General features: G+C 58.6%; 17 protein-coding genes and 2 pseudogenes. 3 read left to right on the forward strand and 16 right to left on the reverse strand.

Annotated elements, in window-relative coordinates:
• Positions 1-60: 60 nt before the first annotated feature.
• The 4 genes and pseudogenes from LG371_RS03820 to LG371_RS03835 form a co-directional block, all read right to left on the reverse strand.
• Positions 61-4965 carry a YadA-like family protein gene (locus LG371_RS03820; RefSeq protein WP_225748046.1) on the reverse strand — a complete coding sequence of 1635 codons (4905 nt, stop codon included), beginning with the start codon at positions 4963-4965 and terminating at the stop codon, positions 61-63.
• 222 nt (positions 4966-5187) lie between these two features.
• A pseudogene (locus LG371_RS12375) lies at positions 5188-6183 on the reverse strand (ESPR-type extended signal peptide-containing protein); the annotation flags it as partial.
• 697 nt (positions 6184-6880) lie between these two features.
• Positions 6881-7447 (reverse strand): azurin, encoded by a 567-nt coding sequence (azu, locus tag LG371_RS03830; RefSeq protein WP_225747784.1) that lies wholly within the window; start codon positions 7445-7447, stop codon positions 6881-6883.
• Between the two features lie 146 nt (positions 7448-7593).
• The gene (locus tag LG371_RS03835) at positions 7594-8175 is read right to left on the reverse strand and encodes an adenine phosphoribosyltransferase (protein WP_067589676.1); all 582 of its coding nucleotides are present in this window, start codon (positions 8173-8175) and stop codon (positions 7594-7596) included.
• Positions 8176-8341: 166 nt separating this feature from the next.
• Here LG371_RS03835 and LG371_RS03840 point away from each other — a divergent pair, with 166 nt between their 5' ends.
• Entirely contained in the window at positions 8342-10555 is a 2214-nt protein-coding gene (locus LG371_RS03840) for a bifunctional (p)ppGpp synthetase/guanosine-3',5'-bis(diphosphate) 3'-pyrophosphohydrolase (RefSeq protein WP_225747785.1), read from the forward strand.
• 389 nt (positions 10556-10944) lie between these two features.
• On the opposite strand, the gene LG371_RS03845 is transcribed toward LG371_RS03840, so the two are convergent.
• The 12 genes and pseudogenes from LG371_RS03845 to LG371_RS03900 form a co-directional block, all read right to left on the reverse strand.
• Positions 10945-11478: a membrane integrity-associated transporter subunit PqiC gene (locus LG371_RS03845; RefSeq protein ID WP_067589679.1), complete on the reverse strand. Its 534-nt coding sequence runs from the start codon at positions 11476-11478 to the stop codon at positions 10945-10947.
• Entirely contained in the window at positions 11478-13115 is a 1638-nt protein-coding gene (gene pqiB / locus LG371_RS03850; RefSeq protein WP_225747786.1) for an intermembrane transport protein PqiB, read from the reverse strand. The genes LG371_RS03845 and pqiB overlap by 1 nt, the downstream gene beginning before the upstream one ends.
• Positions 13116-13231: 116 nt before the next feature.
• Complete coding sequence (locus tag LG371_RS03855; protein ID WP_156503465.1) at positions 13232-14458, reverse strand: paraquat-inducible protein A; 1227 nt, start codon at positions 14456-14458, stop codon at positions 13232-13234.
• 236 nt (positions 14459-14694) lie between these two features.
• Positions 14695-15225 (reverse strand): hypothetical protein, encoded by a 531-nt coding sequence (locus LG371_RS03860; protein ID WP_225747787.1) that lies wholly within the window; start codon positions 15223-15225, stop codon positions 14695-14697.
• Positions 15226-15353: 128 nt separating this feature from the next.
• A complete protein-coding gene (locus tag LG371_RS03865; RefSeq protein WP_225747788.1) occupies positions 15354-15743 on the reverse strand; it encodes a hypothetical protein in 390 nt (129 codons plus the stop codon).
• A 176-nt stretch (positions 15744-15919) separates the two neighbouring features.
• Positions 15920-17050 carry a glutamine-hydrolyzing carbamoyl-phosphate synthase small subunit gene (gene carA, locus LG371_RS03870; RefSeq protein ID WP_067589692.1) on the reverse strand — a complete coding sequence of 377 codons (1131 nt, stop codon included), beginning with the start codon at positions 17048-17050 and terminating at the stop codon, positions 15920-15922.
• Positions 17051-17395: 345 nt separating this feature from the next.
• Positions 17396-17674: a hypothetical protein gene (locus LG371_RS03875; protein ID WP_067589695.1), complete on the reverse strand. Its 279-nt coding sequence runs from the start codon at positions 17672-17674 to the stop codon at positions 17396-17398.
• A 99-nt stretch (positions 17675-17773) separates the two neighbouring features.
• Positions 17774-20416 (reverse strand): leucine--tRNA ligase, encoded by a 2643-nt coding sequence (leuS, locus tag LG371_RS03880; protein ID WP_067590327.1) that lies wholly within the window; start codon positions 20414-20416, stop codon positions 17774-17776.
• A 572-nt stretch (positions 20417-20988) separates the two neighbouring features.
• Positions 20989-22749, reverse strand: coding sequence for a phosphoenolpyruvate--protein phosphotransferase (gene ptsP / locus LG371_RS03885; RefSeq protein WP_067589697.1), 1761 nt, complete (start codon positions 22747-22749; stop codon positions 20989-20991).
• Positions 22750-22751: 2 nt separating this feature from the next.
• The gene (locus tag LG371_RS03890) at positions 22752-23021 is read right to left on the reverse strand and encodes an HPr family phosphocarrier protein (protein WP_067589701.1); all 270 of its coding nucleotides are present in this window, start codon (positions 23019-23021) and stop codon (positions 22752-22754) included.
• The gene (locus LG371_RS03895; protein WP_225747789.1) at positions 23015-23428 is read right to left on the reverse strand and encodes a PTS sugar transporter subunit IIA; all 414 of its coding nucleotides are present in this window, start codon (positions 23426-23428) and stop codon (positions 23015-23017) included. The genes LG371_RS03890 and LG371_RS03895 overlap by 7 nt, the downstream gene beginning before the upstream one ends.
• Positions 23429-24012: 584 nt before the next feature.
• Positions 24013-24497, reverse strand: a pseudogene (locus LG371_RS03900) (DUF456 domain-containing protein).
• Between LG371_RS03900 and LG371_RS03905 the strand changes: the two are divergent.
• Both LG371_RS03905 and LG371_RS03910 read left to right on the forward strand, forming a co-directional pair.
• A complete protein-coding gene (locus tag LG371_RS03905; protein ID WP_225748060.1) occupies positions 24394-24645 on the forward strand; it encodes a hypothetical protein in 252 nt (83 codons plus the stop codon). The pseudogene LG371_RS03900 and the gene LG371_RS03905 overlap by 104 nt on opposite strands.
• A gap of 48 nt (positions 24646-24693) precedes the next feature.
• On the forward strand, positions 24694-25485 hold the full coding sequence (locus LG371_RS03910; protein ID WP_067589710.1) for an inositol monophosphatase family protein: 792 nt from the start codon (positions 24694-24696) through the stop codon (positions 25483-25485).
• Positions 25486-25734 lie beyond the last annotated feature (249 nt).

Here is a 25734-nt window from a genome sequence, read left to right on the forward strand (position 1 = left end):
AGAAATCCGATTAGGCTACCTGAAAACCATCTGCTGCATTTTCAGGTAGCCTCTTTCAGCTTACCACTGGTATCCGGCGCCGATAGAACCGCCGAAGTTGCCACGCGAATTGCCGCTGCCGGTGGCTTTGATGATCCAGTTGCCGTTATCGGAAATCGTTGAGAAGCCGATGGCATAACCGGTTTCGCCTTTATAGTAGCCGCCACCCACGGCCACCATGTTTTTGCCCGGCAGATAAGCCTGCGGCAGGCCGGCGGTGGCGATGGCTTGGGCAACGCCGGCATTGGCGGTGTTGGCCACGTCGTTTACTTTGGCATCCAGAGCCACGATGTTGGCGTTGTTACTGCCGCTGATTGCGCCCAAGGCCTGATTGAGCTGGCCTACATTGACTGCATCGTTGGGATTGGTGCCCGCACCTACGTTGGTGATCTTATTACCGCCGTTATCCAAACCGCCGGTCGTCAGGCTCACCGGGCTGCTGCCGGCAGCTGCCGGGATGATGGTTACGCCGCTGCCGTTGGTTACGGTTTGGTTGCCGGCCGCATCCTTGGTGGTCACGCTGGTCACGCTCAGGTTCGGATTCAACGCCAACTTGGCGCCACCGGTTACGGTGGTGCTGGTGATGTTGTCGTCACCTGTCACGTTGATCGTCTGCCCCAGCTGGTAGTTGTTGCTGCCGGTGGTGCCGCCGAAGTTGATGCCTTTGGCAATGTTGGTGGCATTGTTGGCAACGTTCTGGTTGGTGGTGTGTAGCTGACCGCCATTGACGGCGTCTTTGCTGTTGGCAGCAATATTGCCGTCGGCGACGTTGCCTAAGGTGACTGCATCGCCTGCCGCCACACCTACCAGGTTCACTTTGTTGCTCGGCGCATTGCTGGCTTGGCCTGCCGGGTCAACGTAGGTCAGCGGGGTGTCGAATTTGACTTCGGTTACACCGCCAGTGGTGTTGACTTTGGCTACGGTGCCTTGGCCGTTGACAAAGTTGATGGTGTCGCCGTGGGTAACAAAGTCTTTATCGGTGCCGTTACCCTGTACGGTGAAGCCGGCGTTCAGTACGTCGTTCACGGTGGCGGCGTTATTGCCTTTACCGTTGGCAGTCAGAGTCGCACGGTCGTTGCCAGTCGGGTTGGTCGTGACTGTGCTGGCATCGGCCAGGTTGCTCTTCACGTTGCCCAGGGTGGTCGGCGCGGTGGTGCTGCCGCCGGCGCTTTGCATGCTGGCAATCACGTCGCCGGCTGCAACTTGGTTACCTGCACCGTTAGGCGCGTCGTAGAAGTTGCCGTCGGTGTGTTTGTATACCTTGCTGCCGTCAGCTTTGGTGTACACCACCGGGGTTTGGGCGTTCTGCACCACGGCCTGGGCATTCAGGGCGTAGGTATAGGTTTGGTCACCAGTGGTGCCGTTCACATCCTGTTTGACGGTCAAACCATCGCCAGCGGCAAAGGTGACTTTCTGGCCGGGCTTCACGGTGGTGGGGGTGGCGGTGCTGCCGCTGGCCAAATTACCACCGGCAGTGGCTTGGAAGCCGCTGTTGTTGATGGCTTTGGCAATATCGCCGGCGGTGGCCAGTTTGTTGGCATCGGCGCCGGTCGGCTCAATCACTTTGCCAACCGGGTTGCCGTTGTTGCCGTCGCCCACGGTCAGTGCGGTGGTGTCGGCCGCTACGGTGTAGGTGGTGCTGCCGGTGGTGTTATCCTCTTTCGAGGTCCCGGTGATGCCGTCCCCCGCCTCTACCTTGCTGGTGGCGGCGGCCTGTGCGGCTTTCAGCTGGCTCACGTTCACCGCATCGGTGTCGGCCGCGCCGTTGGCTACATTGGTAATCTTGTTGCCGCCGTTGTTCAGACCATCCTTGGTCAGGCTCACCGTGTTCGCCGGATTCGTCGGGGTCGGCGCAGCAATGGTGATGCCGCTGTTGTCCATCTTGGTGTCGCCGGTTTTGACGCTGCCGTTGTCACCCAGGTCGATGTTCTGAGCCAGTTTCGCTGTCAGCGTGCCATTGCCGTCCGAGACGATGCCGATGTTGTTGTCCGTCAGCTTGTTCGCGTCGGTCACGCCGCCTTTGATGGTGAGTTTTTCGCCCAGCTTGCGTGCCGAGTCCGCGCCGCTGTCGCCCGCAAAGGTGATGGGTTTGACTACTTCCGCATTCAGGTTGCTGAGTGCAGTGCCCACGTTGTTGGCAACTGGATAGGTCGTGCCGTCGGTTTTGGTGATGCTGTAGCTAGGCTGAATGAAAGTGCCGGCCGGTACGGCTGGATCACTGCCGTCTGCAATGCCTGCTCCTCCACCCAGCGCATCAGCCGCGCCTTTGAGTTGGCTGACGTTGACGGCGTCGGTGTTGGCCGTGCCTGCCGCCACATTGGCCAGTTTGGTCGGCGCGGTGGTGCTGCCGCCGGCGCTTTGCATGCTGGCAATCACGTCGCCGGCTGCAACTTGGTTACCTGCACCGTTAGGCGCGTCGTAGAAGTTGCCGTCGGTGTGTTTGTATACCTTGCTGCCGTCAGCTTTGGTGTACACCACCGGGGTTTGGGCGTTCTGCACCACGGCCTGGGCATTCAGGGCGTAGGTATAGGTTTGGTCACCAGTGGTGCCGTTCACATCCTGTTTGACGGTCAAACCATCGCCAGCGGCAAAGGTGACTTTCTGGCCGGGCTTCACGGTGGTGGGGGTGGCGGTGCTGCCGCTGGCCAAATTACCACCGGCAGTGGCTTGGAAGCCGCTGTTGTTGATGGCTTTGGCAATATCGCCGGCGGTGGCCAGTTTGTTGGCATCGGCGCCGGTCGGCTCAATCACTTTGCCAACCGGGTTGCCGTTGTTGCCGTCGCCCACGGTCAGTGCGGTGGTGTCGGCCGCTACGGTGTAGGTGGTGCTGCCGGTGGTGTTATCCACTTTCGAGGTCGCGGTGCTGCCGTCACCCGCCTCTACCTTGCTGGTGGCGGCGGCCTGTGCGGCTTTCAGCTGGCTCACGTTCACCGCATCGGTGTCGGCCGCGCCGTTGGCTACATTGGTAATCTTGTTGCCGCCGTTGTTCAGACCATCCTTGGTCAGGCTCACCGTGTTCGCCGGATTCGTCGGGGTCGGCGCAGCAATGGTGATGCCGCTGTTGTCCATCTTGGTGTCGCCGGTTTTGACGCTGCCGTTGTCACCCAGGTCGATGTTCTGAGCCAGTTTCGCTGTCAGCGTGCCATTGCCGTCCGAGACGATGCCGATGTTGTTGTCCGTCAGCTTGTTCGCGTCGGTCACGCCGCCTTTGATGGTGAGTTTTTCGCCCAGCTTGCGTGCCGAGTCCGCGCCGCTGTCGCCCGCAAAGGTGATGGGTTTGACTACTTCCGCATTCAGGTTGCTGAGTGCAGTGCCCACGTTGTTGGCAACTGGATAGGTCGTGCCGTCGGTTTTGGTGATGCTGTAGCTAGGCTGAATGAAAGTGCCGGCCGGTACGGCTGGATCACTGCCGTCTGCAATGCCTGCTCCTCCACCCAGCGCATCAGCCGCGCCTTTGAGTTGGCTGACGTTGACGGCGTCGGTGTTGGCCGTGCCTGCCGCCACATTGGCCAGTTTGGTCGGCGCGGTGGTGCTGCCGCCGGCGCTTTGCATGCTGGCAATCACGTCGCCGGCTGCAACTTGGTTACCTGCACCGTTAGGCGCGTCGTAGAAGTTGCCGTCGGTGTGTTTGTATACCTTGCTGCCGTCAGCTTTGGTGTACACCACCGGGGTTTGGGCGTTCTGCACCACGGCCTGGGCATTCAGGGCGTAGGTATAGGTTTGGTCACCAGTGGTGCCGTTCACATCCTGTTTGACGGTCAAACCATCGCCAGCGGCAAAGGTGACTTTCTGGCCGGGCTTCACGGTGGTGGGGGTGGCGGTGCTGCCGCTGGCCAAATTACCACCGGCAGTGGCTTGGAAGCCGCTGTTGTTGATGGCTTTGGCAATATCGCCGGCGGTGGCCAGTTTGTTGGCATCGGCGCCGGTCGGCTCAATCACTTTGCCAACCGGGTTGCCGTTGTTGCCGTCGCCCACGGTCAGTGCGGTGGTGTCGGCCGCTACGGTGTAGGTGGTGCTGCCGGTGGTGTTATCCACTTTCGAGGTCACGGTGATGCCGTCACCCGCCTCTACCTTGCTGGTGGCGGCGGCCTGTGCGGCTTTCAGCTGGCTCACGTTCACCGCATCGGTGTCGGCCGCGCCGGCAGCGACATTGGTGACGCGGCGGTAAAGTTTTTGCCCCATCCCAGCCGTGTTGTCGCCGCCGACCGATACTTCGCCCAGCTGCACACCAGCTTCGGCAACGCCGGCAACAACGGCGTTTGCCGTCGGTTTGTAGGGCGTAGCAGTCAGGTCTGTTTCGCCAGCAATGGAGAAGGAGCCGAGCGCAACATTGAAGTTGGTGTCATCTTTGACTTTTGCGCTGTCACCCAGGGCGACGTTGTTGTTCAAACGCACTGGCAGGCCGGGAATCATCGCCGTGCCGTTGCCGGCATTGGCGCCGCTGCCGACAGCCATGCCGCCATTGTTCGAGGAGGCGGCCGCACCGATAGCAATGCCGCCGGCTGCGCTTTCGCCGCTTACCGTGGCACCCGCGCCAAGCGCCACCGCCAGATCACCCTGCGCTTTGGCTTTGTCGCCGATGGCAATCGAGCCACTGGACAGATTAGCTGGCGAGTCAACGACTTGCGCTTGGTTACCGATAGCAACAGAATTGCGTTGCTCCGCTTTGGCTTTGACGCCGGCAGCCAGTGCGTCCACACCCGTAGCGCCGTCGTTGTTGTAGTTGCTGTCTGCGCCAGTTTCGGTGCTGTTGACGCTGTAGTAGTGCGTTTTGGCGGCACTGCCCATCGCCTGCAACTGGCTAAAATTGACCGCATCGGTGTCGGCCGTGCCGTTGGCCACATTGGTAATCTTGTTACCGCCGTTGTTCAAACCGCCGGTCGTCAGGCTCACCGATTTGCCTCCGCCTGCTGGAGTGATGGTCACACCGCTGCCGTTGGTTATGGTTTTATTCCCTGCCGCATCTTGAGTGGTTACGCTAGTAAAGGTGGGGGCTTCTTTCATGCTGATGGTAACCGTGGTTTTACCGGTAGCATTATCCTGAGCAACGTTAGTTTTCAGGTTGGCGGAAGAAGTAGCTTCTGTAGTATTGCCAGCAACAATGGCCAACTCCTTGCCCAATTGATGGGTTTGAAGGCTGTTGTTATCAGCATTCACTCCAAAACCTAAGCCGTTTACGATGGAATACAGCTGGCTGCCGTTAATAGCGTCAGTGCTAGCGGCAGTAATGGCACCCGGGGCAACGTGTTTGATTTGGCGTTCAGCCCCAGCCGCCCCTACCGATACTTGGTCGCCTGCCGCAATATTAGTCGCACCTGCAAAGCCACTGTATGTTATCGATCCGATAGTGGCGCTGGTTACGGCAGAAGCATTTACTTTAGTGGTACTTTTATTACCCAAAGCAATAGAGTTTTTTAAAGAGGCTTCTGCTTCTGCACCCAGTGCCGTGGCATGCGTCGCGGTAGCTTTGGTATCAACACCGATAGCGATTGAATTTATTTGCTTGTTGGCTTCCAGCAAGGTAGCTCCCGTCCCGATGCGGATGCTGTTCGTTGCGTTTGCCCCATTGACACCTCGATCGCCCACACCGATGATGCCGCTGTTCACATCCAAGCGGCCGCCAAGGGTAAGATGTTTGGCACCATTATCAGTCTCGCTTGTGGGAGCAAGCTTCTTATCACCGTAAAACAAAGTGCGGTTGGTCTGCGTATCGTGTTTTTCACTTCCTGTGGTAGTGCGCGAATTACACGGATTGTATGAAGATGTTAAGCCAACATCGGCGGCGTTATACATCGATACATTTCCGATCCCCTCCAAAGGAGTTGAAACCTGTTTAGGATTAGCCGGCTGTATGGCATAAGGCACGGCAGTAGAACCATCAGGAAGAACAGTACAGTTAGCATCCTGTCCGTCATTGATATAAATCCCCGGGCCGGCATGGGCATACCCGGCAGTAGCAGTCAGAGCCAGCAACATTGCAGAAGCAGCAACTCGGGGCATCCTGATGCCCACCCGACTCAAAATACCTGCCCCGCTGCCATTTACTCCGGTAGATGCAGATTTACCATGAGCCTTGGCCGTTTCCTGCACCGCCACCCAAGTGTTGGTATGTTCGTTCCACACAACGCGGTAAACTTTATTCATTTACTCTCTCCCTTAGTTTTTTCTAAACCAATCAAAAATCAACATAAAAACTTGCAAAGCCGCCCGAACAGCTGATTTACATCAACATAAACGCATTCCCACTGAAAAACTTGCCAAATCACACAAAATTTAAACTACCCTTGCAAGCCAAAAGACTTTTCTCTCAATAGATTCAGTGGGCTATATACTCTACAAACGCCGGTCAAATTAGGGCTGCATGATACCCATCTTTACCTGTTCAGCCTAGCGCCTTATCCATTCAAAGCCGGTTTTTACGGTATTTTTACAACACGCCGCCTGCTTAAACGCCACACGCGCGCCCACTCGCCCCCGCCGACACGGCTTTGGCCAGCATTTGCGCCCTCCCCTTTTCCCCACACCCGCCCCGATACCAACACGCCAACATTTCAGGCTACCTGAAAATCCAGCATTACTTTTTCAGGTAGCCTCCTGCGGGTTCAAAATAGCTTGGGCATTGGCCTCCAAACCTTGGATAACTCTGCCCGGCCCGCCATTCCGCCTATCACGGAAATATACGAAACACAAAGGCTACCTGAAAACTTCGCCCGCTTTTCAGGTAGCCTTTAATCGAGTTGAAGCAGCCTAAGCGGATATCCGGCCTACCTCACTCCCTATTGCTGAAACACAAAGGCTACCTGAAAAATATTTTTCAGGTAGCCTTTGGCGCATTGGCAGTTTAGTCTGCCAGTTTCACAGTGCCGTTCATCACGCCGGCGTGGCCGGGGAAGGTGCAGAAGAATTTGTAGCTTGAGCCGGCGGCCAGCTTGCTCACGGGGAAGGTAACCGAGGTTTCTTCTCCGCCGCCGATGAGTTTGGTGTGGGCGATCACGCGGGTATCGCCGGGTTTCACGTAGTCGTTGTCGGGGCCGGCGCCGATGCCGTCGTTGTTCACGCCGTTTACGTCGCCTTCGGCGGTGATGACGATGTTATGCCCCATCGAGGCTTTGGGCATGCTGCCGGTGTGCTTGAGGGTAACGGTGAAGTCGGTGCAGCCTTTGGGCACGCTGATTTCGGCGGTGTTGTATTGCATGCTGTCGCCGGTTTCCACCAGTTGCGAGCAGCCTTCGGCGGCAGCGGCGGGGGCGGAGGCGGCTTCGGAAGCAGGCGCGGCTTCGGAAGCGGCGGAAGCAGGATGCTCGTGTGCGGCTTCGGAGGCGGCGGAAGCGGCGGCGGGCTGGGTGGGTTCGCCGCCGCAGGCGGCCAGCGCCAGTGCGGCGGCAATCAGGGGGAGGTACAGTTTCATAACGTGGTTTCCTTAATTAAAACATGGGAGAAATACTGCGCGGCTGATTATAGCGCAGCGGGAGCGGCTTGTCTGATTCGGGATAAGGAAATCCGGCTTTCAGGTAGCCTGAGCGCCGGATTGGTTGGGTTTATTTTTCAGGTAGCCTACGGCGTGCCGTGCTCGCTGCCCACGGCGCCGCTGTTTTGATACAGGGTAAACAGGGATACGCCTTCGTTGCGGATGCGGTCGCCGCCGGGCAGGTCGGTGAATTCGAGGATGGCGGCGGCTTCCACCACGTGCCCGCCGAGCTTGCGGATGAGGTTGATGCCGGCGAGCATGGTGCCGCCGGTGGCCACGAGGTCGTCCACCAGCAATACGCGGGCGTTGTTTTTGAAGGCGTCGGTGTGGATTTCCACGGTGGCTTCGCCGTATTCGAGCGCGTAGCTTTCCGACACGGTGGCGAAGGGCAGCTTGCCTTTTTTGCGGATGGGCACGAAGCCGACGTTGAGTTGGTAGGCCAGCGCGGCGCCGATGATGAAGCCGCGCGCATCAAGCCCGGCCACCACGTCGATGTCTTGCGTCATGTAGCGGTAGGTGAGCAAGTCCACCAGCAGGCGGAAATATTCCGGGCTTTGCAGCACGGGCGTGATGTCGTGAAACAGCACGCCTTCCTGTGGCCAATGCGGGATTTTGCGGATTTTCTGCGCCAGCATTTCAACAGTCATCACTTCGGGGTGGAACAGCATGATAGTTAATCTTTCAGGTAGCCTGTGAACGGTGCGGATATTACCATTTCCACCGCCGTTTGGCACAACATTGCGCACCCAAATCAAATCCCCGCCGCAGGCAAAACACACACGGCGGATTTTTGGTTACAATCAGCCCGAGAAACCGAACACAAGGCGAACCCCCATGGAAACCGGCTATTCAGACACCCACATCACCGACCTGCCCGCCTGCCGCCGCTGGCTGGCCGAGTATGCCGCCCAGCAAAACGAGGCCGACCGACAACTTCTGCACCAAGCCTTCGCCCTGGCCGAAGCGCACTACCCCGCCGACGCGCAAACCTACGCCGGCGAGCCGCTGCTGCCCCACGCCTTGGGCGCCGCGCAGATGGTGGCGCAGCTCGACTTGCTGCCCGAAGCCGTGGCCGCCACCATATTGTCCGGCATATCCAAACAGGGCGGCAATTGGCAAATTCAGGTAGCCGAGCAATGCGGGCAAACCGTGTGCGCCCTGGTGCAGGGTATCGACCAAGTACAGAAGCTCACCCACTTCGCCCGCGTAGACGGCCTCGCCACGCCCGAAGAGCGCGCCGCGCAGGCCGAAACCATGCGCAAAATGCTGCTGGCCATGGTGTCCGACATCCGCGTGGTGCTCATCAAACTCGCCCTGCGCACCCGCACCATGCAATACCTCGGCAGCTGCCCCGACAGCCCAGGGAAACGCGCCATCGCCAAAGAAACGCTGGATATTTTCGCCCCGCTCGCCAACCGCTTGGGCGTGTGGCAGCTCAAATGGCAGCTCGAAGACTTGGGCTTCCGCCACCAAAACCCAGAAGAATACCGCCGCATCGCCCACCTGCTCGACGAAAAACGCCCCGAGCGGCAGCATTATATCGACCACTTCCTCGGCATCCTCAAAGCCGAGCTGGCCAAATACGGCATCCGCGACTACGACGTGGCCGGCCGCCCCAAACACATCTACTCCATCTACCGCAAGATGGTGAAGAAAAAGCTCGACTTTGAAGGGCTCTACGACATCCGCGCCGTGCGCGTGCTGGTGAACAGCGTGCCCGAGTGCTACACCGTGCTCGGCATCGTGCACAGCCTGTGGCAGCCCATCCCCGGCGAATTCGACGACTACATCGCCAACCCCAAAGGCAACGGCTACAAAAGCCTGCACACCGTCATCATCGGCCCCGAAGACAAAGGCATTGAAGTGCAGATCCGCACCAAAGAAATGCACCAATTCAACGAATTCGGCGTGGCCGCACACTGGCGCTACAAAGAAGGCGGCAAAGGCGACGCGGCGTATGAACAGAAAATCGCCTGGCTGCGCCAACTGCTCGACTGGCGCGAAAACATGGCCGAAAGCGGCAAAGAAGACCTCGCCGCCGCCTTCCAAACCGAGCTCTTCAACGACACCATCTACGTGCTCACCCCGCACGGCAAAGTGCTCTCCCTGCCCGTGGGCGCCACCCCCATCGATTTCGCCTACGCCCTGCACAGCAATCTGGGCGACCGCTGCCGCGGCGCCAAGGTAGACGGCCAAATCGTCCCCCTCTCCACCCCGCTGGAAAACGGCCAGCGCGTGGAAATCATCGCCGCCAAAGAAGGCGAGCCCTCGGTAAACTGGCTGTATGAAGGCTGGGTGAAGAGCAACAAAGCCATCGCCAAAATCCGCGCCTACATCCGCCGCCAAAACGCCGAAAACCTGCGCGAACAAGGCAAGCTGCAACTGGAGCGCACCCTGCTCAAAATCCAGGCCAAGCCCAATATGCAGGCCCTGGCCGAAAAACTCGGCTTCAAAAAGCCCGACGACCTCTACACCGCCGTGGCGCACGGCGAAATCATGCCCCGCGCCGTGCAGAAAGCCTGCGGCCTCCTGGCCGAGCCCGCGCCCGAGCCTGTGAGCACGCAGAGCATCGTGAAAGAATCGCGCATCAAGGCCGACGGCGGCAAAGGCGGCATCCTGGTGGACGGCGAATCCGGCCTGCTCACCACCCTGGCCAAATGCTGCAAGCCCGCCCCGCCCGACGAAATCGCCGGCTTCGTTACCCGCGGGCGCGGCATTTCCATCCACCGCCTCGGCTGCCCCGCCTTCCAGAAGCTGGCCGAACAAGCCGCCGAAAAAGTCGTGCCCGCCTCCTGGGCTGGCGTGCCGGCCGGGCAGGTGTTTGCCGTAGACATCGAAGTGTCTGCCCAAGACCGCAACGGCCTCCTGCGCGACCTCTCCGAAGCCCTGGCGCGGCACAAGCTGAACGTAACCGCCGTGCAAACCCAATCGCGCAACCTCGAAGCCAGCCTGCGCTTCACGCTGGAAGTGCACCAAGTGGGCGACCTGCCGCACGTGCTCGCCAGCCTCGCCAACGTAAAAGGCGTTACCGGCGTGAGTAGGCTGTAACGCAGCACCCGCACCATCAATCCAGGCTACCTGAAAGCGCAGCTTCAACGCAGTGAAAACGAAGTTTCTGCGAAGCTAAAACGAAGTTTCTGCCCCAAGCATTTTTCAGGTAGCCTTGATTGCGCGAAGCGAGATTCCAAGCGTTGGGGCTACCTGAAAACTCGGCAACGGCCTTCAGCTGCTGCCATCAGATAATGGATTCAATTTAAACCGCTACGGCGTTGGCTTGCTGCCTTGCCTCGGTTTAAATTGAATCCACTATTTTTCAGGTAGCCTCCAATCCGTGCCGCCCATGCGGAAGGCTACCTGAAAACATCGGCTGCAACGAAACGCAAAGTTTCTGCGCAGCCAAAATTTTCAGGTAGCCTTTTGCGTGCCAGCACGTGCCGTTAATATGCGCCGATTTGCTCCGCCGCCTGCGCCACGCCCTGCGACAAGGCGTTCACCATCGCCGCGTAGCCGTCGCCCTGCTGCGGGGTTTGGATGCGGAAGGGCGCAGTACGGCCGTTCGGCCATTGGGCGTAGCCGCTCACCAGCGTGTGGCCGCGGAAGCTGCCTTGAAACTGCTCGATGTAAATCTTGAGCACGGGCAGGCCGTTGCCGCGGCCGTAGGGCACGAAGCGGGCGCCGCCGTGGCGGTTCAGCCGGTTGCTGAAGGCGGCGGCGAGGCTTTGATCCAGCGGCGCGGCCCACAGGTGGTGGCGGGCGAAATTCAGGCGCTGCTCGTCGGTTTGATACACCAGCCCGCCCTGCCCCAGCGGCTCGGCCAGAATCACTTGCACGGCGGTTTGGCGGGCGGCCTGGCCGGCGGGCGGCACGAAGGCGCTGTCGGGCAGGCTGAAATACTGGGTGGCGGGCGTGGCGGCGCAGGCGGCCAGCAGCAGGGCGGCGGCAGGCGCGGCCAGCTTGGCAAGAAGGTTCATCAGCGGCTTCCTTTCGGGGTGGGGTCGGTGGAGGAAGAATTGAAAATCAGGGCGTTGGGCTGCTCTTTCAGGGTGTTGAGCACGGGCGCGGCCTGCTGGAGGGTGCGGTCGATGCTGCGCAGGGTTTTCTGCACGTCGCCATACACGGGCGATTGCGGCGACACACCTTGCAGGGTGGTGCGCAATTCGGCCAGGGTGCGGTTCAGCTCGCCGGGCAGCTGCTGGGTTTGCGGCTGGCCGAGCAGGCGGTTGGCCTGCGCCAGCGTGCCTTTGAGCTCAGCCAGGCTGCCGTTGAGCTCGCGCACGGTTTTATCCAGCGGCAGGCGGTTGAATTTATCCAGCAAATCGGACACCTGCTGCTGCAAATCGCCCAAGCCGGCGCCGTTGCGGGTGGCGATCACGGTGTTGCCCTGGTAGCTGGCCACGGGCTTGAGCACGCTCTGGCCGGGCGCTTCGGACAGCTCCACAAACAGCGAGCCGGTGAGCAGGTTATTGCTGGCGAGGGTGGCGCTCAGGCCTTTGTTGAGGGCGCGGCCAATTTGGTCGGCCCAGGCTTCCTTGCTTTGCGCGTCGGCATTCATTTCCAGCCGCGAGGGATCGATGCGGATGCGCACCGGAATCCAGCCGTTGTCGAACAGGCGCAGGCTGTCGTTGCGGTCGAAATACGGCACGTCGGTAACCGTGCCGATGGGGATACCTTTGTATTCTACCGGCGCATCCACCGCCAGCCCGCGCACGCTCTGTTTGAAGAAAACCACGTAATACAGCGAGCGCTCGTCGGCCTGGTTTTCCACGTCGGCGCGGCTGGCATAGAGCTTGAACAGGGTGTTGTTGCCCACTTGGCCGCCCTTCTCGCCGCTAGGCGGGTCGTCGAAGGCGATGGCGCCGGAAATCAGCGCGGGCAGCGAGGGGCTGTCCACTTTCAGGCCGCCGTTGCCCAGCTCCACCTTCAGGCCGCTTTGTAGCCAGAAGCGGGCATTGCTGCCCACCAGCTTATCGTTCGGGCTGGCGATAAAAATTTGATAAGAAACGGTTTTGCTCACCGGATCAAACTCAGCGTCCTCCACGATGCCCACATTGATGTCGCGGTACATCACCGGGCTGCCGTTGCTCAAAATCTTGCTGCCGCCGCCTTTGAGGCGCAACCTCAGGCCGCCTTGGGCAAACGCGGCCACCGGCGGGAAATCGGCCACGGTGAATTCGCGCGCCTCTTCCGGGCTTTTGCCGGGCAGCAGCGCAATATACGAGCCGGACACCAGCGTGCTCAAGCCGGTGATGCCGCTTTGGTCCACGCGCGGCTTCACAATCCAAAACTGGCTGTCTTTGCGCACCATATCTTTGGCTTCGCCGGTGAGCCGGGCGGTGAGCGCTACGCCTTCCTGGTTGGGGCGCAGGTGGATGGCGGTTACGCGGCCCACGTCCACATCCAGCACTTTGATTACGGTGTTGTTCACTTCGATGCCTTCGGCATTGGCCACATACAGCGTGACTTCGGGGCCGGTATCGCGGATGTACTCAAACAGCAGCCAGGCGCCGGTGATGAGCGCAATCAGCGGAATCAGCCACACCATAAAGGAGAAGCTGCGGTTGCGGCGGATTTCCGCCTGCGGCTCGTGTTCGGAAGAGTGTGTTGTCATGGTTGGGATGCTTGGTTTTTAAAAAGGTTGGGGCTTGGGTGTTTTCAGGTAGCCTTTTCTTAGCCGGAGGCTACCTGAAAAACGCAGCGCGGCGGAATGTCTGCAAAGCCAAAATGTCAGCCCGACTGTTTGCGCCGTTGGGCGGCTTTGTCCCACATCAGGCGCGGGTCGAAAAAGTGCGCCGAAAGCATGGTGAGCAGCACCACCAGGCAGAAATACAGCGCCGCCGGCCCGGGCACCACGCGCGCCAAATGCGTGCGGAAAGTGGACATCAGCATGATGATGACGAAAATATCAATCATCGACCAACGCCCGATGGATTCGGTAATCAGATACAGCTTGGAAAGCTTCTGCGGCGCCATATTGATGCCAAACTTGGCCGCATACAGCAGCACGCCCATGGCGATAATCTTCAGCCACGGCACCATGATGCTGGCGCTGAAAATAATCATCGCAATATAGTGGTCGCCGTCGCGCCACATAAACCGGATGCCGCTGAAAATCGTGCTGCGCTCGATCACGGTGGGGTTGGACGACACCATAATCGTCATCAAATTCGCCGGCAAGAGCAACACCAGCGCCGTAATCAGCAGCGCCAAGCTCCAGCCCAGGCTGTTCGGCCGCCGCTTGTGCAGCCCCGAGCCGCAGATGCCGCATTCCGTTTCGCCCGCCGGCCGCTCAAACAAACACTTGCCGCAAAACACCGAGCTGCCTTGCGGCCGCAGCAAATCCCGATCCCCGTTCAGCCGCCGGATTTGGTAATACACCCAATGCTCCGGCACCGAAATCGCCGTGCGAATCAGCAGCACGGAGAGCGCAAACATCAGGTAAAAGGCCGCGCCAAACTGCACCTGCGCCACCTTGCCCAGCTTGATATACGCCACCAGCGTGGAAATAAAAAACACATCCACCATCATCCAACCGCGCAGCCGCACCAGCCAGCGCGTGGCGCGCAGCACCCCCGGCGGCGGCCTGCCCCATAGCAGCCCGCCATACACATACAAACACAGCAGGCAAAACAGCAGCGGTGCGCCGAAAGTGAGCACAAACATCACCTCCGCCAAAAAGCCCGATTCCTGCAAAATCAGCACCTTCATCATTTCCGGCAGCGTGAGCGGCACATTCTGCCCCAACACCGTAACCTGCATATACAACCCGGAAAACACCACCGCCAGCATAATCAGCGAAGCCAAAGCCAGCGCCGGCGGCAGCATAAACGGATTGGCCTCCACCCGCGCCAGCGGATGCCGGCAGCGCGGGCAAAACGCCGCCTTCCCCGGCTTGAGCGGCGGCAGGCGCAGCTCCAAACCGCAGGAATGGCAGCAAATATGGTGCGCCGGCATCACCGCCTGCGGCTGGTATGGGCGGTAGCGGCGGGCGCGACGCAATCGGGTGGTGAAATCCAAGGGGAAGGAAACCGGCAGAAAAAAGAAAGGGCGATTATAGCCCAAAGCGGATTGGCGGCAAGGGCTTAAGCAGAGAGAAAGGCCGAATAGTTTTCAGGTAGCCCTCACGCGAAGCTGGAGGCTACCTGAAAACCATCGGCAACAAACAACCCTGCCGTACGAGCCACATTGCCCTACTCACACCGATTCGTGCGGACAATCTGCTGGTAACCCCTCCGCACATTGCCCACATCGTTGATTTGGCAACGTCCGTTATGGCAACTAACGTTAAAGTGAGTGGTAACGGTTTTTCTAGGCTCGCCCAGATTGACAAAATCTTTAAACGTTGCACGCACCCTGTCTCCCTGCAATGGCGTCACCCTCAGTGTCCGCATCAAATCATCGGGCGCACCGCCATTCCCAATGCCCATATCGAAATGCCTGGCATATTCGCACTCAATCCCCTGGGCCCGGGTATTAGCTCTATCGATAATCCGATAAGCCTGATTCACAACACGCTTAAATTCCGGCGAAGCATACGGCAAATAATCCTCTTTGGCATACGCCTGCCGCACAACCTGTATTTTTGCCTGCTCATCCAAGGTTTGCGCCTGTACAGCCGAAGCCATGAGCAACGCCGCCTGCGCCGCAATCATCATCCATTTTCCCATGTCTTTTCCTTTCAATATCCAATCGCAAATCATCTCGCGTATGAGCAAACTCATACCCTTCCCGCTTGAGCCGCGCCATTTTTCAGGTAGCCCCAATCTTCACCCAAGGCTACCTGAAAATACCGCAGCAACAAAGCCAAACCCAGCCTACCCCAAACCCCGCACGCAGGCAAGCCGCCGCCCTATTCCTCAAAGCAATATGCCAGCGCCGCATAATCCGCCACCCTGTCTAGCGGCCACACCGTTTGCAGCCGCAGCAGGTGTTCGCGCGCCAAAAACAGGCGGATTTGCCCGATGCCGCTGGGCGGCGCGCCATCCGTGGTTTCCGGCGGCAGCCAAATATCCGCGCACAGCCGCCCGCTGTCGATATACAGCGCTTCAAACGCCGGAGAAAAACAGGCCAGGCGCGAGCCGTCGTCATACCACAGGCGCAGTTCGCTGCCGCCTGCCGCCGCGCCGATTTCCACGCAATCGCAGTTTTGCTCCAAAGGAAACGGGTCTGCCGCCAGCGCCAAAGAGAAAGGCCGGCACAACAGCTCGATGCCGGAGCAATGGATTTCGTATATTTTCATGGTTCGCCCTAACCGTTAAACCAAACCGATAAATTTTCAGGTAGCCTTCGCGCATGGCAAAGGCTACCTGAAAAGTATAGTGGATTAACAAAAACCAGTACGGCGTTGCCTCGCCTTGTCCTGATTTTTGTTAATCCACTATACAAACCTCAACGGTGGCTGAGAAACAGCAATATTTACTGTTTGGCAGCCTGCATATTGGCAATAAACTTGTCAAACAGATAGCCGACATCCTGCGGGCCAGGGCTGGCTTCGGGGTGGCCTTGGAAACAGAACACGGGTTTGTCGGTCAGCTCAATGCCTTGCAAGGTGTCGTCGAACAGGGAATGGTGGGTAATCCTTGCGTTGGCGGGCAGGGTGTCGGCATCGACGGCGAAGCCGTGGTTTTGGCTGGTGATGACGACTTTGCCGCTGTCCAAGTCTTGCACGGGGTGGTTCGCGCCGTGGTGGCTGAAGTGCATTTTCAGGGTTTTTGCGCCGATGGCGAGGCTGATGAGCTGGTGTCCCAAACAAATGCCGAAGATGGGTTTGCCGCTTGCCATCAGTTTTTGCACGGCTTCGATGGCGTAGTCGCAAGGCTCGGGGTCGCCCGGGCCGTTGGAGAGGAATACGCCGTCCGGGTTGAGTGCCAACACCTCTTCCGCACTGGTTTGGGCGGGGACGACGGTCAGGCGGCAGCCGCGCGAGGCGAGCATACGCAGGATGTTGGTTTTCACGCCGAAATCATAGGCGACAACGTGGAACGGCTGTTCGGCAGGAGTAACGAAACCTTTGCCCAACGCCCATTCGCCTTCGGTCCATTCGTAGGCTTCTGTGCAGGAAACTTCTTTCGCCAAATCTTTGCCGACCATGCTGCCGAACGCGGCGATGAGTTCCTGCGCTTTTTCCACCGTAGCGTCCGCGCCGGTCAGAATCGCGCCGCCTTGCGCGCCTTTTTCGCGCAAGAGCGTGGTCAGGCGGCGGGTGTCGATGTCGGCAATGGCGACGGTTTTGTTGCGCACTAAATAGTCGTGCAGGCTTTCGAACGCGCGGAAGTTGCTGTGCAAGAGCGGCAGGTCGCGGATAATCAGGCCTGCGGCATAAACGCTGCGGCTTTCTTCGTCTTCGGCGTTGGTGCCGGTATTGCCGATGTGGGGGTAGGTGAGGGTAACGATTTGTTTGCAGTAGGACGGGTCGGTCAGGATTTCCTGATAGCCGGTCATGGAAGTGTTGAACACGACTTCGCCGGAAGTCGTGTCGTCGTAACCGATTGATGTGCCGTGAAATACGCTGCCGTCAGCGAGAACGAGGAGTGCGGGAGTGGTCATGGTGTGGTGTCCGATAAGAGGGGTTCAATCCGAGAAAAAGCACGTTCCCGCACCGCATGGCGGTGTGCAAACGTGCTTCTGGGGCGGGCGCGCCGCCTGTCGGAAGCACGTTATTTTACTGGACAACGCAAGTTCACGGCAAGGCAGGCCAGCCTGATTGGGCGGCAAAAGGCTACCTGAAAGCGTGAGCTTCAACGCAGTTAAAACGAACGGAGTGAGTTTCTGCGAAGCTAAAACGCAAGCTTCAGCGAAGTGAAAACTTGGGGCGGGGATTTTTCAGGTAGCCTCTGTGCTAGAAGGGCTGGCTGAAGAATGAATCAGACTGATTCACTCGCTGCGGCCTGCTTACACAATAAAAAACAGACGATATACAAACAAGCAAAACAACATATCCAACAACAAGCAAACCGTTGCCGAGCAAAATATCCTGACGGCTGCTGCGGCTTTGACGGGCAGGCAATGAAACGACAAATAAACAATAAACAGGCTTACCAAATAATAGACTAGTAATTCAATCATTCCCATGATGAAGTAATGGAAATCACGAGACGGGACGTTGGCAATAAAATCAAGCCAACCTTTAAACTCTCCCAAAGCCAATAAAACCGCAAACAGGTTCAGCACAAGCCGACTTTTTGCATGGATTTGATTTAGTTATAACAAAGGCTACCTGAAAAATTGAAAGCCAATATTTTCAGGTAGCCTCTTATCAGCCCAACGGCCTCACACCACAATATTCACCAGCCGCTTGGGCACGACGATGATTTTCTTCGCCGCTTTGCCTTCCATAAACTTCTGCGCGCCGGCGGTGGCGAGCGCGGCGGCTTCGATGGCGGCTTTGTCGGCTTCGGCGGGCACGGTGATTTTGTCGCGCAGCTTGCCGTTCACCTGCACCATCATTTCGATTTCGGTCTGCACCAGCGCGGCGGGGTCGGCTTTCGGCCACGCGGTTTCCCACACCTTGCCGCCCTCGCGCAGCTCGCCCCACAGGCTTTCGCAAATGTGCGGCACGATGGGCCACAGCAGCAGCAGCACGGCTTCCAGCGTTTCCTGCGCCACTTCGCGGCCGTGCGTTTCGGCCAACGCGCCGCTTTTGGCAGTGGCGTCGTATTGGTTCAGCAGCTCCATCACGGCGGCCACGGCGGTGTTGAACTGCTGGCGGCGGTCGTAGTCGTCGGTGACTTTGGCGATGGTGCTGTGCAGCTTGAAGCGCAACTCTTGCAGGCTGCCTGCCAGCGCGTTGTGGCTACCTGAAAACGCCTGCGCCGTACCGCCCTGATTGAATTCGTACACGGTGCGCCACAGACGGCGCAGGAAGCGGTGCGCGCCTTCCACAGCGGCGTCGTTCCATTCCAGCGACTGCTCGGGCGGCGCGGCGAACATCATGAACAGGCGGGCGGTGTCCGCGCCGTAGGTGTCGATCAGCGTTTGCGGATCAACGCCGTTGTTTTTGGATTTGGACATTTTTTCCATACCGCCAATCTGCACGGGCTGCCCGTCGGCGCGCAACACGGCGGAGGCGGGGCGGCCTTTGTCGTCCAACTGCAAATCCACATCGGCGGGGTTGAACCATTCTTTGCCGCCATCGGCACGGTCGCGGTAGTAGGTTTGCGCCAGCACCATGCCCTGTGTGAGCAACTGCTTGAACGGCTCGCGCACGGGCACAATCCCTTCTTCGTTCATCAATTTAGTGAAGAAGCGGGCGTACAAAAGGTGCAAAATCGCGTGTTCGATACCGCCGATGTATTGGTCGGCCTGCCCCCAATACGCCGCCGCTTCGGGCGCGACCATGTGCGCGTCGTCGCGCGGCGACATATAGCGGAACTGGTACCAGCTCGATTCCATGAAGGTGTCCATGGTGTCGGTTTCGCGCTTGGCCGCGCCGCCGCATTTCGGACATTTTGTCTCATAAAATTCGGGCATTTTGGCCAGCGGCGAACCCGCGCCGTCGGGCACCACGTTTTCGGGCAGCACCACGGGCAAATCCTGTGCGGGCACGGGCACTTCGCCGCAGCATTCACAATGGATGATGGGAATCGGGCAGCCCCAATAACGCTGGCGGGAAATGCCCCAGTCGCGCAGGCGGTATTGCGTTTTCGGCTCGCCCGCAGAAGCAGCCTGCAACTTGGCGGCGATGGCATCGAAAGCAGCCTGAAAATCCAAGCCGTTGAATTCGCCTGAGTTTATCAGCCGCGTGTTTTCCTTCGCGCCATACCAGTCATGCCACACGGAGGGGTTGTAGGGCTGCGGTTCGTTCAATTCGATCACCTGTTTAATCGGCAGGCCGAATTTGTTGGCAAACTCAAAATCGCGCTCGTCGTGCGCGGGCACGGCCATCACCGCGCCGTCGCCGTAGCCCCACAGCACATAGTTCGCCACCCACACTTCCAGCCGCTCGCCGTTGAGCGGGTTGATGACGAAGCGGCCGGTGGGCAGGCCTTTTTTCTCCATCGTCGCCATATCGGCTTCAGCCACGCTGCCGGCCTTGCATTCGGCGATGAACGCTTGCAGTGCAGGCTGCTTTTCGGCAGCGGCGGCGGCCAGCGGGTGCTCGGCGGCCACAGCCACATAAGTCGCGCCCATCAGCGTGTCGGGGCGGGTGGTATAGACTTGAATATAATCGGCATAATTTTCAGGTAGCCCTTCGCGGCTGTCGGCGGCTACCTGAAAACGCACGTTCATGCCGCGCGATTTGCCAATCCAGTTGCGCTGCATGGTTTTCACCTGCTCCGGCCAGTCCAAGCCGTCCAAATCGGCCAGAAGCTGCTCGGCGTAATCGGTGATTTTGAAGTAGTACATCGGGATTTCGCGCTTTTCCACCAGCGCGCCGCTGCGCCAGCCGCGCCCGTCAATCACCTGCTCGTTGGCCAGCACGGTGTGGTCCACCGGGTCCCAGTTCACCGTGCCCAACTTTTTGTACACAATGCCTTTTTCAAACAGCTTGGTGAACAGCAATTGCTCCCAGCGGTAGTATTCTGGGCGGCAGGTGGCGATTTCGCGTTCCCAATCCAGCGCGAAGCCCAAGCTCTGCAACTGGCCGCGCATATAGGCGATGTTTTCATATGTCCATTTGGCGGGCGCGGTGCCGTTTTTCAGCGCGGCGTTTTCGGCGGGCATGCCGAACGCGTCCCAACCCATCGGCTGCAACACGTTGAACCCGTTCAGCAATTTGAAGCGGCTGCGCACGTCGCCGATGGTGTAGTTGCGCACGTGCCCCATGTGCAGCCTGCCGCTGGGATAGGGGAACATGGAGAGGCAGTAGAATTTGGGCTTAGTGCTGTTTTCTTTGGCGTTGAAAACGCGGTGCGCCGCCCATTTTTCGCGGGCGGCGGGCTCGGTGAGGGAGGGTTGGTAGAGTTCTTGCATGATGGGTTCTGCCGACAGATTGAGATAGTTTGGAAAACTGCGGATTATAAGCCAGCGGCGGCGCATCGCCAAACAGGAAACTGCAAACGATTGCCACCATCGGGCAGAGCGGCAGAACGATTGCCACCATCGGGCAGAGCGGCAGAACGATTGTGCTTGGCAAATGAAGAATTAGATAAGAATAAGCCCTTACACGCCGGCCACGCCATCAGGCTACCTGAAAAATATCGGCAGCTCCCCCGACGCAAGTTGAACATTCACTTTGTGCGCCTGGCACAGACAAAAAAAAGCCATCAATACCAAGGGAGGAAGTATTGATGGCCAACTTGCGGGAAAACGTCTACTTACTATCCATACCGCCTACCAAGAAGCGGCACAGACGGGGCGCATTGTATAGAATACTTTGATTATTGTCACTACTAATTGTTATTTTTTACCCAAATACGGCAATTCGCCGCCATAAACTTGCACTAAGCTTGAAAAGAAGAAGATTTGTTCATTTATTTAAGTAAAGATTAAGCGCAGTATTTAAACAATAATTTTTAACGATTCTTCACTTTTCTATCTGAATGTTATGTTATTTCAACTGTTGCGTTTTTGTCATCATCTGCCGCATTCATCTTCTTAACTGCCTGCCGAACCTTCTCCGGATCGCCCATGCGCAGCAGTTTGCGCACCTGAGAGGCCAGCTCGGCCGTGTTGCTTTGAATAATCACATTTTTCACCGCCAGCAGATTGCTAGCATTCATGGAGAAGCGGCGCAGGCCCAGACCCAACAGCAAGCGGGTGAAATGCAAATCGCCCGCCATTTCGCCGCACACCGACACCGGCTTGCCCATGCGCTTGGCGGTGCCAAACACATGATGCAGCAGCTTCAACACAGCCGGGTGAGCGGGCTGGTAGAGATAGCTCACGCTGTCGTCGCCGCGATCCACCGATAAGGTATATTGAATCAAATCATTGGTACCGACCGAGATAAAATCCAGATATTTCAAAATGCTGCCCACAGTGAGTGCGGCCGAGGGGATTTCGATCATCGCGCCCACCTGCACTTTGCCATACTCTTCGCCGCGCTCCTCCAGCTGGCGGCGGGCGGTGGCCAAATGGTTGATACACTGGCGCACTTCATCCACTGAAGAAATCATCGGCCACATGATTTTCACCGGCCCCAGCGCCGCCGCGCGCAAAGCCGCCCGCATCTGGGTGCGGAACATCACCGGCTCGGCCAGGCAGAGGCGGATGCCGGTCATGCCCAAGGCGGGGTTGAGCGCGTGGCCTTCGCCAAACCAACGCGGGTTTTTATCCACGCCCAAATCCACGGTGCGCAAGGTGAGCGGCTTGCCTTTGAGCTTTTTCACAATGCCGGCATACACGCGGTATTGCTCGTCTTCGTCGGGCAGGTTGTCGCGGTTTAAAAACAGGAATTCGCTGCGGAACAAGCCCACGCCGTCGGCGGAAAGGCGGTTCATCAGGCGCACGTCTTGGCCGGATTCGATGTTGGCCAAAAGCTCGATGTCGATGCCGTCTTTGGTGGTGGCGGTAATGTCTTTGAGCTTGTTGAGCAGGCGGCGCTGGCTACGGTACACGCGGTCGCGCTTGCGGTATTCGCTGAGGATGAGGTCATCGGGGTTGATGATTAGCACGCCGCTGAGGCCGTCCACAATGATCCATTCATCTTGGCTGATCAGCTCGCGCGCGTTGTATAGGCCGATTACCGAGGGCATATCCAGGCTGCGGCCCAAAATAGCGGTGTGGCTGGTAGGGCCGCCGGCGTCAGTGGCGAAGCCGGCAATGCGGTGCTCCTTGAAATACACGGCATCAGCGGGCGATAAATCGTGGGCAACCAGGATGATGTCGTCTTCGGTGTCGGTGTCGGGCAAGAAGTCGGTGTTCTGCCCCATCAGGTTTTGGTAGATCCGCTCGGCTACCTGAAGCATGTCTTGCTTGCGTTCGCGCAGGTATTCGTCGTCGATGGCGTCGAACTGTTCGGCCAACTTGTCGGTTTGCAGCTTCAGCGCCCATTCGGCGTTGATGCCCTGCGCGCGCAGAATGTCGATCGGCTCGCGCGAAAGGGTAACGTCGGCCAGGAGCATCAGGTGCAGCGAAATAAACGCGCCCAATTCGGTTGGCGCATTTTCGGGGATGGCGCTGCGCAGCTGCTCCAGCTGGCGGCGGGTGGCCTTCACGGCCGCTTCAAAACGTTCGGCCTCGGCATCGATTTCCTCCGGCGCCATATCCAGCTGCGGCACTTCCTCCATGCCGCGCACCACCAAATGCGCCCGCCCGATGGCAATCCCGCTGCCCGCCGCAAATCCGTGCAACACCACGCTCATGTTTACTCGCCTTCGTCGAAATAATTATTGATCAAAGCCAGCAGCGCCTGCATGGCCGCCTGCTCGTCTGCGCCCTCGGTTTCGATTTCGATTACTGCGCCCTTGGCCGCCGCCAGCATCATCAAGCCCATGATGCTCTTGCCGTTTACACACTTGCCGTTGCGGCACACCCGCACCTCGGCGGCAAACGCGCCCGCCGTTTGCGTAAACTTGCTCGACGCGCGCGCGTGCAGCCCCAGCTTGTTAATAATCTCCACCTGCTGCTTCAGCATACGCCCTGCTCCTCTTCCGGCAAAATCAGCATAATCCCGGCCAAAGCCGACTGGCGCACCGCCTCGGCCAACGCCAGCAAATCATCGCTCTTTTTCGCCTCCTGCACCGCCTTCACCATCATCGGCGCATTCAGCCCCGTGAGCATCACCATGCGGTGTTGCCGCAACAGCCGCCGCCCCACATTGCACGGCGTGGCGCCAAACACATCCGCCAGCAGCAAGATGCCGTCGGTAACCGCCAGCCGCTCCGCTTCCTTCTGCGCCCGCGCCATCACCGCCTCCGGCTCCTCATCCGGCCGCACGCCGATAATCGACAAATACTCCGGCATCTCGCCGAAAAAATGCTGCGCCAGCTTGCTATAAGACTCGCCCAGCGTTTCATGCGTCATAATCATCAAACCGATCATCTACTTCTCATTTCACTCAAAATTATTTTTCAGGTAGCCAATCATAGCAGAGAAAGGCTACCTGAAAACGTCAGCCTCAACTCAGTTCAAACCCAGCGCAGCAAAATTGCCGTAAAGACAAAATCATCCCGCCGTTTTTCAGGCAGCCCCATTTCGCCACAGGCTACCTGAAATCCAAACTCCCAACAAAACTTCCTGAAAAACCAAGCGCAGAATATCTTGATGTCAATACTTGGGGCTGTGACTTCTCTGCTGGCGCAGCCGAACGGAGCGCGGTTTTTCGGGAAACAAGGGCTTGCATGTTCGAAGCGGCGCAACCGCAAGTTGCGAGCCCGCCCGAAAAACTGCGTGGAGTGAGGGAAGTTTGGCGAAGCCAAACCTGTGCCCGCAGTCGCCTTTCTTTTGCTTCCTTTTCTTTGGCGAAGCAAAGAAAAGGAAGTGCCCGCGCCGGCATGAGGCGCAAGGGTGAATAGGGCAAGGATGGCAAAGGCTACCTGAAATTAGCAGGCCACCTGAAATCTCTCCCATGCCGTACAAAATATTATCGATACCAAGTTTCAAGCTAAAGTCCCAAAACCCTCAACTCACCCAATGATACACATACAAGCCCAAAATACTAAACAACACCACCAGCGCACAGCCCAGTTTCGCCACCACCCCGCCACCATGCCCAACAGCGTGCCCAGCCCCACCTTGCCCGCCGACCACAAACTGCGCCGCGCCGCAAACTCCCTGCCGCGCGCGCCCACCAGCGGGCCCAACACCATCCCCGGCAGCGCAAAAACAGCCCCCACCACACCGCCCGCCAGCGAACCCCACAGCGCCTGCCTGCTCGCCCCGTAAACTTCGCCCCCAGCAGCCCCGCCACATAATCCAACGTCCAAGCCAGCGCCAAAATCAGCCACAGCACCACCAGCGCCGTCGGGCCGATTACCTCGTAATCCTGGCTATAAGCCAACAACCACGTGCCCGCAAACATTATCGGCATCCCCGGCAGCAGCGGATGCACCGCCCCCGCCAAACCCGCCAGCAGCAACACCAGCGCCAACACAACCAACAAAGCCGTCATACCCGCTCCCAAACAAAACAATGATTCACCCCCGCAAAATAAGGCCGCCCCCGCCGATTTAAAGCCCGCCCGCTTTTGCCCGCCCGCCGCCCAAGGTATAATGCCGCCCCAACAATCGGCTGCCGCCCCGAGCGCAGCCCCTTTCTAATTTTCAGGTAGCCAGCCTGCCCACAGCCCGAATCGGAGAAAGAGAAACATGAACCCCGTCCTCAACACCGCCATCAAAGCCGCCCGCCGCGCTGGCGACATGATGCTGCGCGCCTCCAACAACCTTTCCGCCGTCAAAATCGACAGCAAAGCCTTCAACGACTTCGTGTCCGACATTGACCGCACCGCCGAAGAAATCATCAGCGAAATCCTGCACGAAGCCTACCCCCAGCACAAAATCACCGCAGAAGAAACCGGCACCTCCGGCCCCGAAAAAGCCGAATACGAATGGATTATCGACCCGCTCGACGGCACCACCAACTACCTGCACGGCCATCCCCAATACGCCGTCAGCATGGCCCTGCTGCACAAAGGCGTGCTACAAGAAGCCCTCGTTTACGCCCCCGAGCGCAACGATCTCTACCTCGCCTCGCGCGGCCAAGGCGCCCTGCTCAACGACCGCCGCATCCGCGTATCCAACCGCACCGAGCTCAACCGCTGCCTCATCGGCACCGGCTTCCCCGTGGTCGATCAAAGCATGATGGAAAGCTACCTGCAAATCCTGCAAAGCTTCCTTGCCAAAACCGCCGGCGCCCGCCGCGAAGGCGCCGCCTCGCTCGACCTCTGCGCCGTGGCCTGCGGCCGCTTCGACGGCTTCTTCGAATTCAACCTCAAACCCTGGGACATCGCTGCCGGCGCCCTCATCGTGCAGGAAGCAGGCGGCATCGTTACCGATATGCAGGGCAACGAAGGCTGGCTCGAAAGCGGCAACATCGTCGCCGCCCCGCCCAAAGTGCTGGCGCAAATGCTGCAAACCATCGCCCCGCATCTGCCCGCCTAATTTGCCGCACAATATTAAGGCTACCTGAAAACGCAATACAGCAAAGTTTCTACGAAGCTCCCGTTTTCAAGTAGCCTTTTCCCTGCTGACACGCCCGTACAAAGGCTATCTGAAAATACGAGATAAGGAGTAACACAATGAAAAAACAGATCATCACCGCCTGCCTCATCGCCATGTTGTCCGTCCCCGCCCATGCCGAACCCAACACTCAGGAAATACACGAATTCTGCAAATAACCGGCAATATCAC

Origin of the sequence: Eikenella sp. Marseille-P7795 (genome assembly GCF_916618725.1) — a bacterium.
Classification (GTDB): Bacteria; Pseudomonadota; Gammaproteobacteria; order Burkholderiales; family Neisseriaceae; genus Eikenella; species Eikenella longinqua.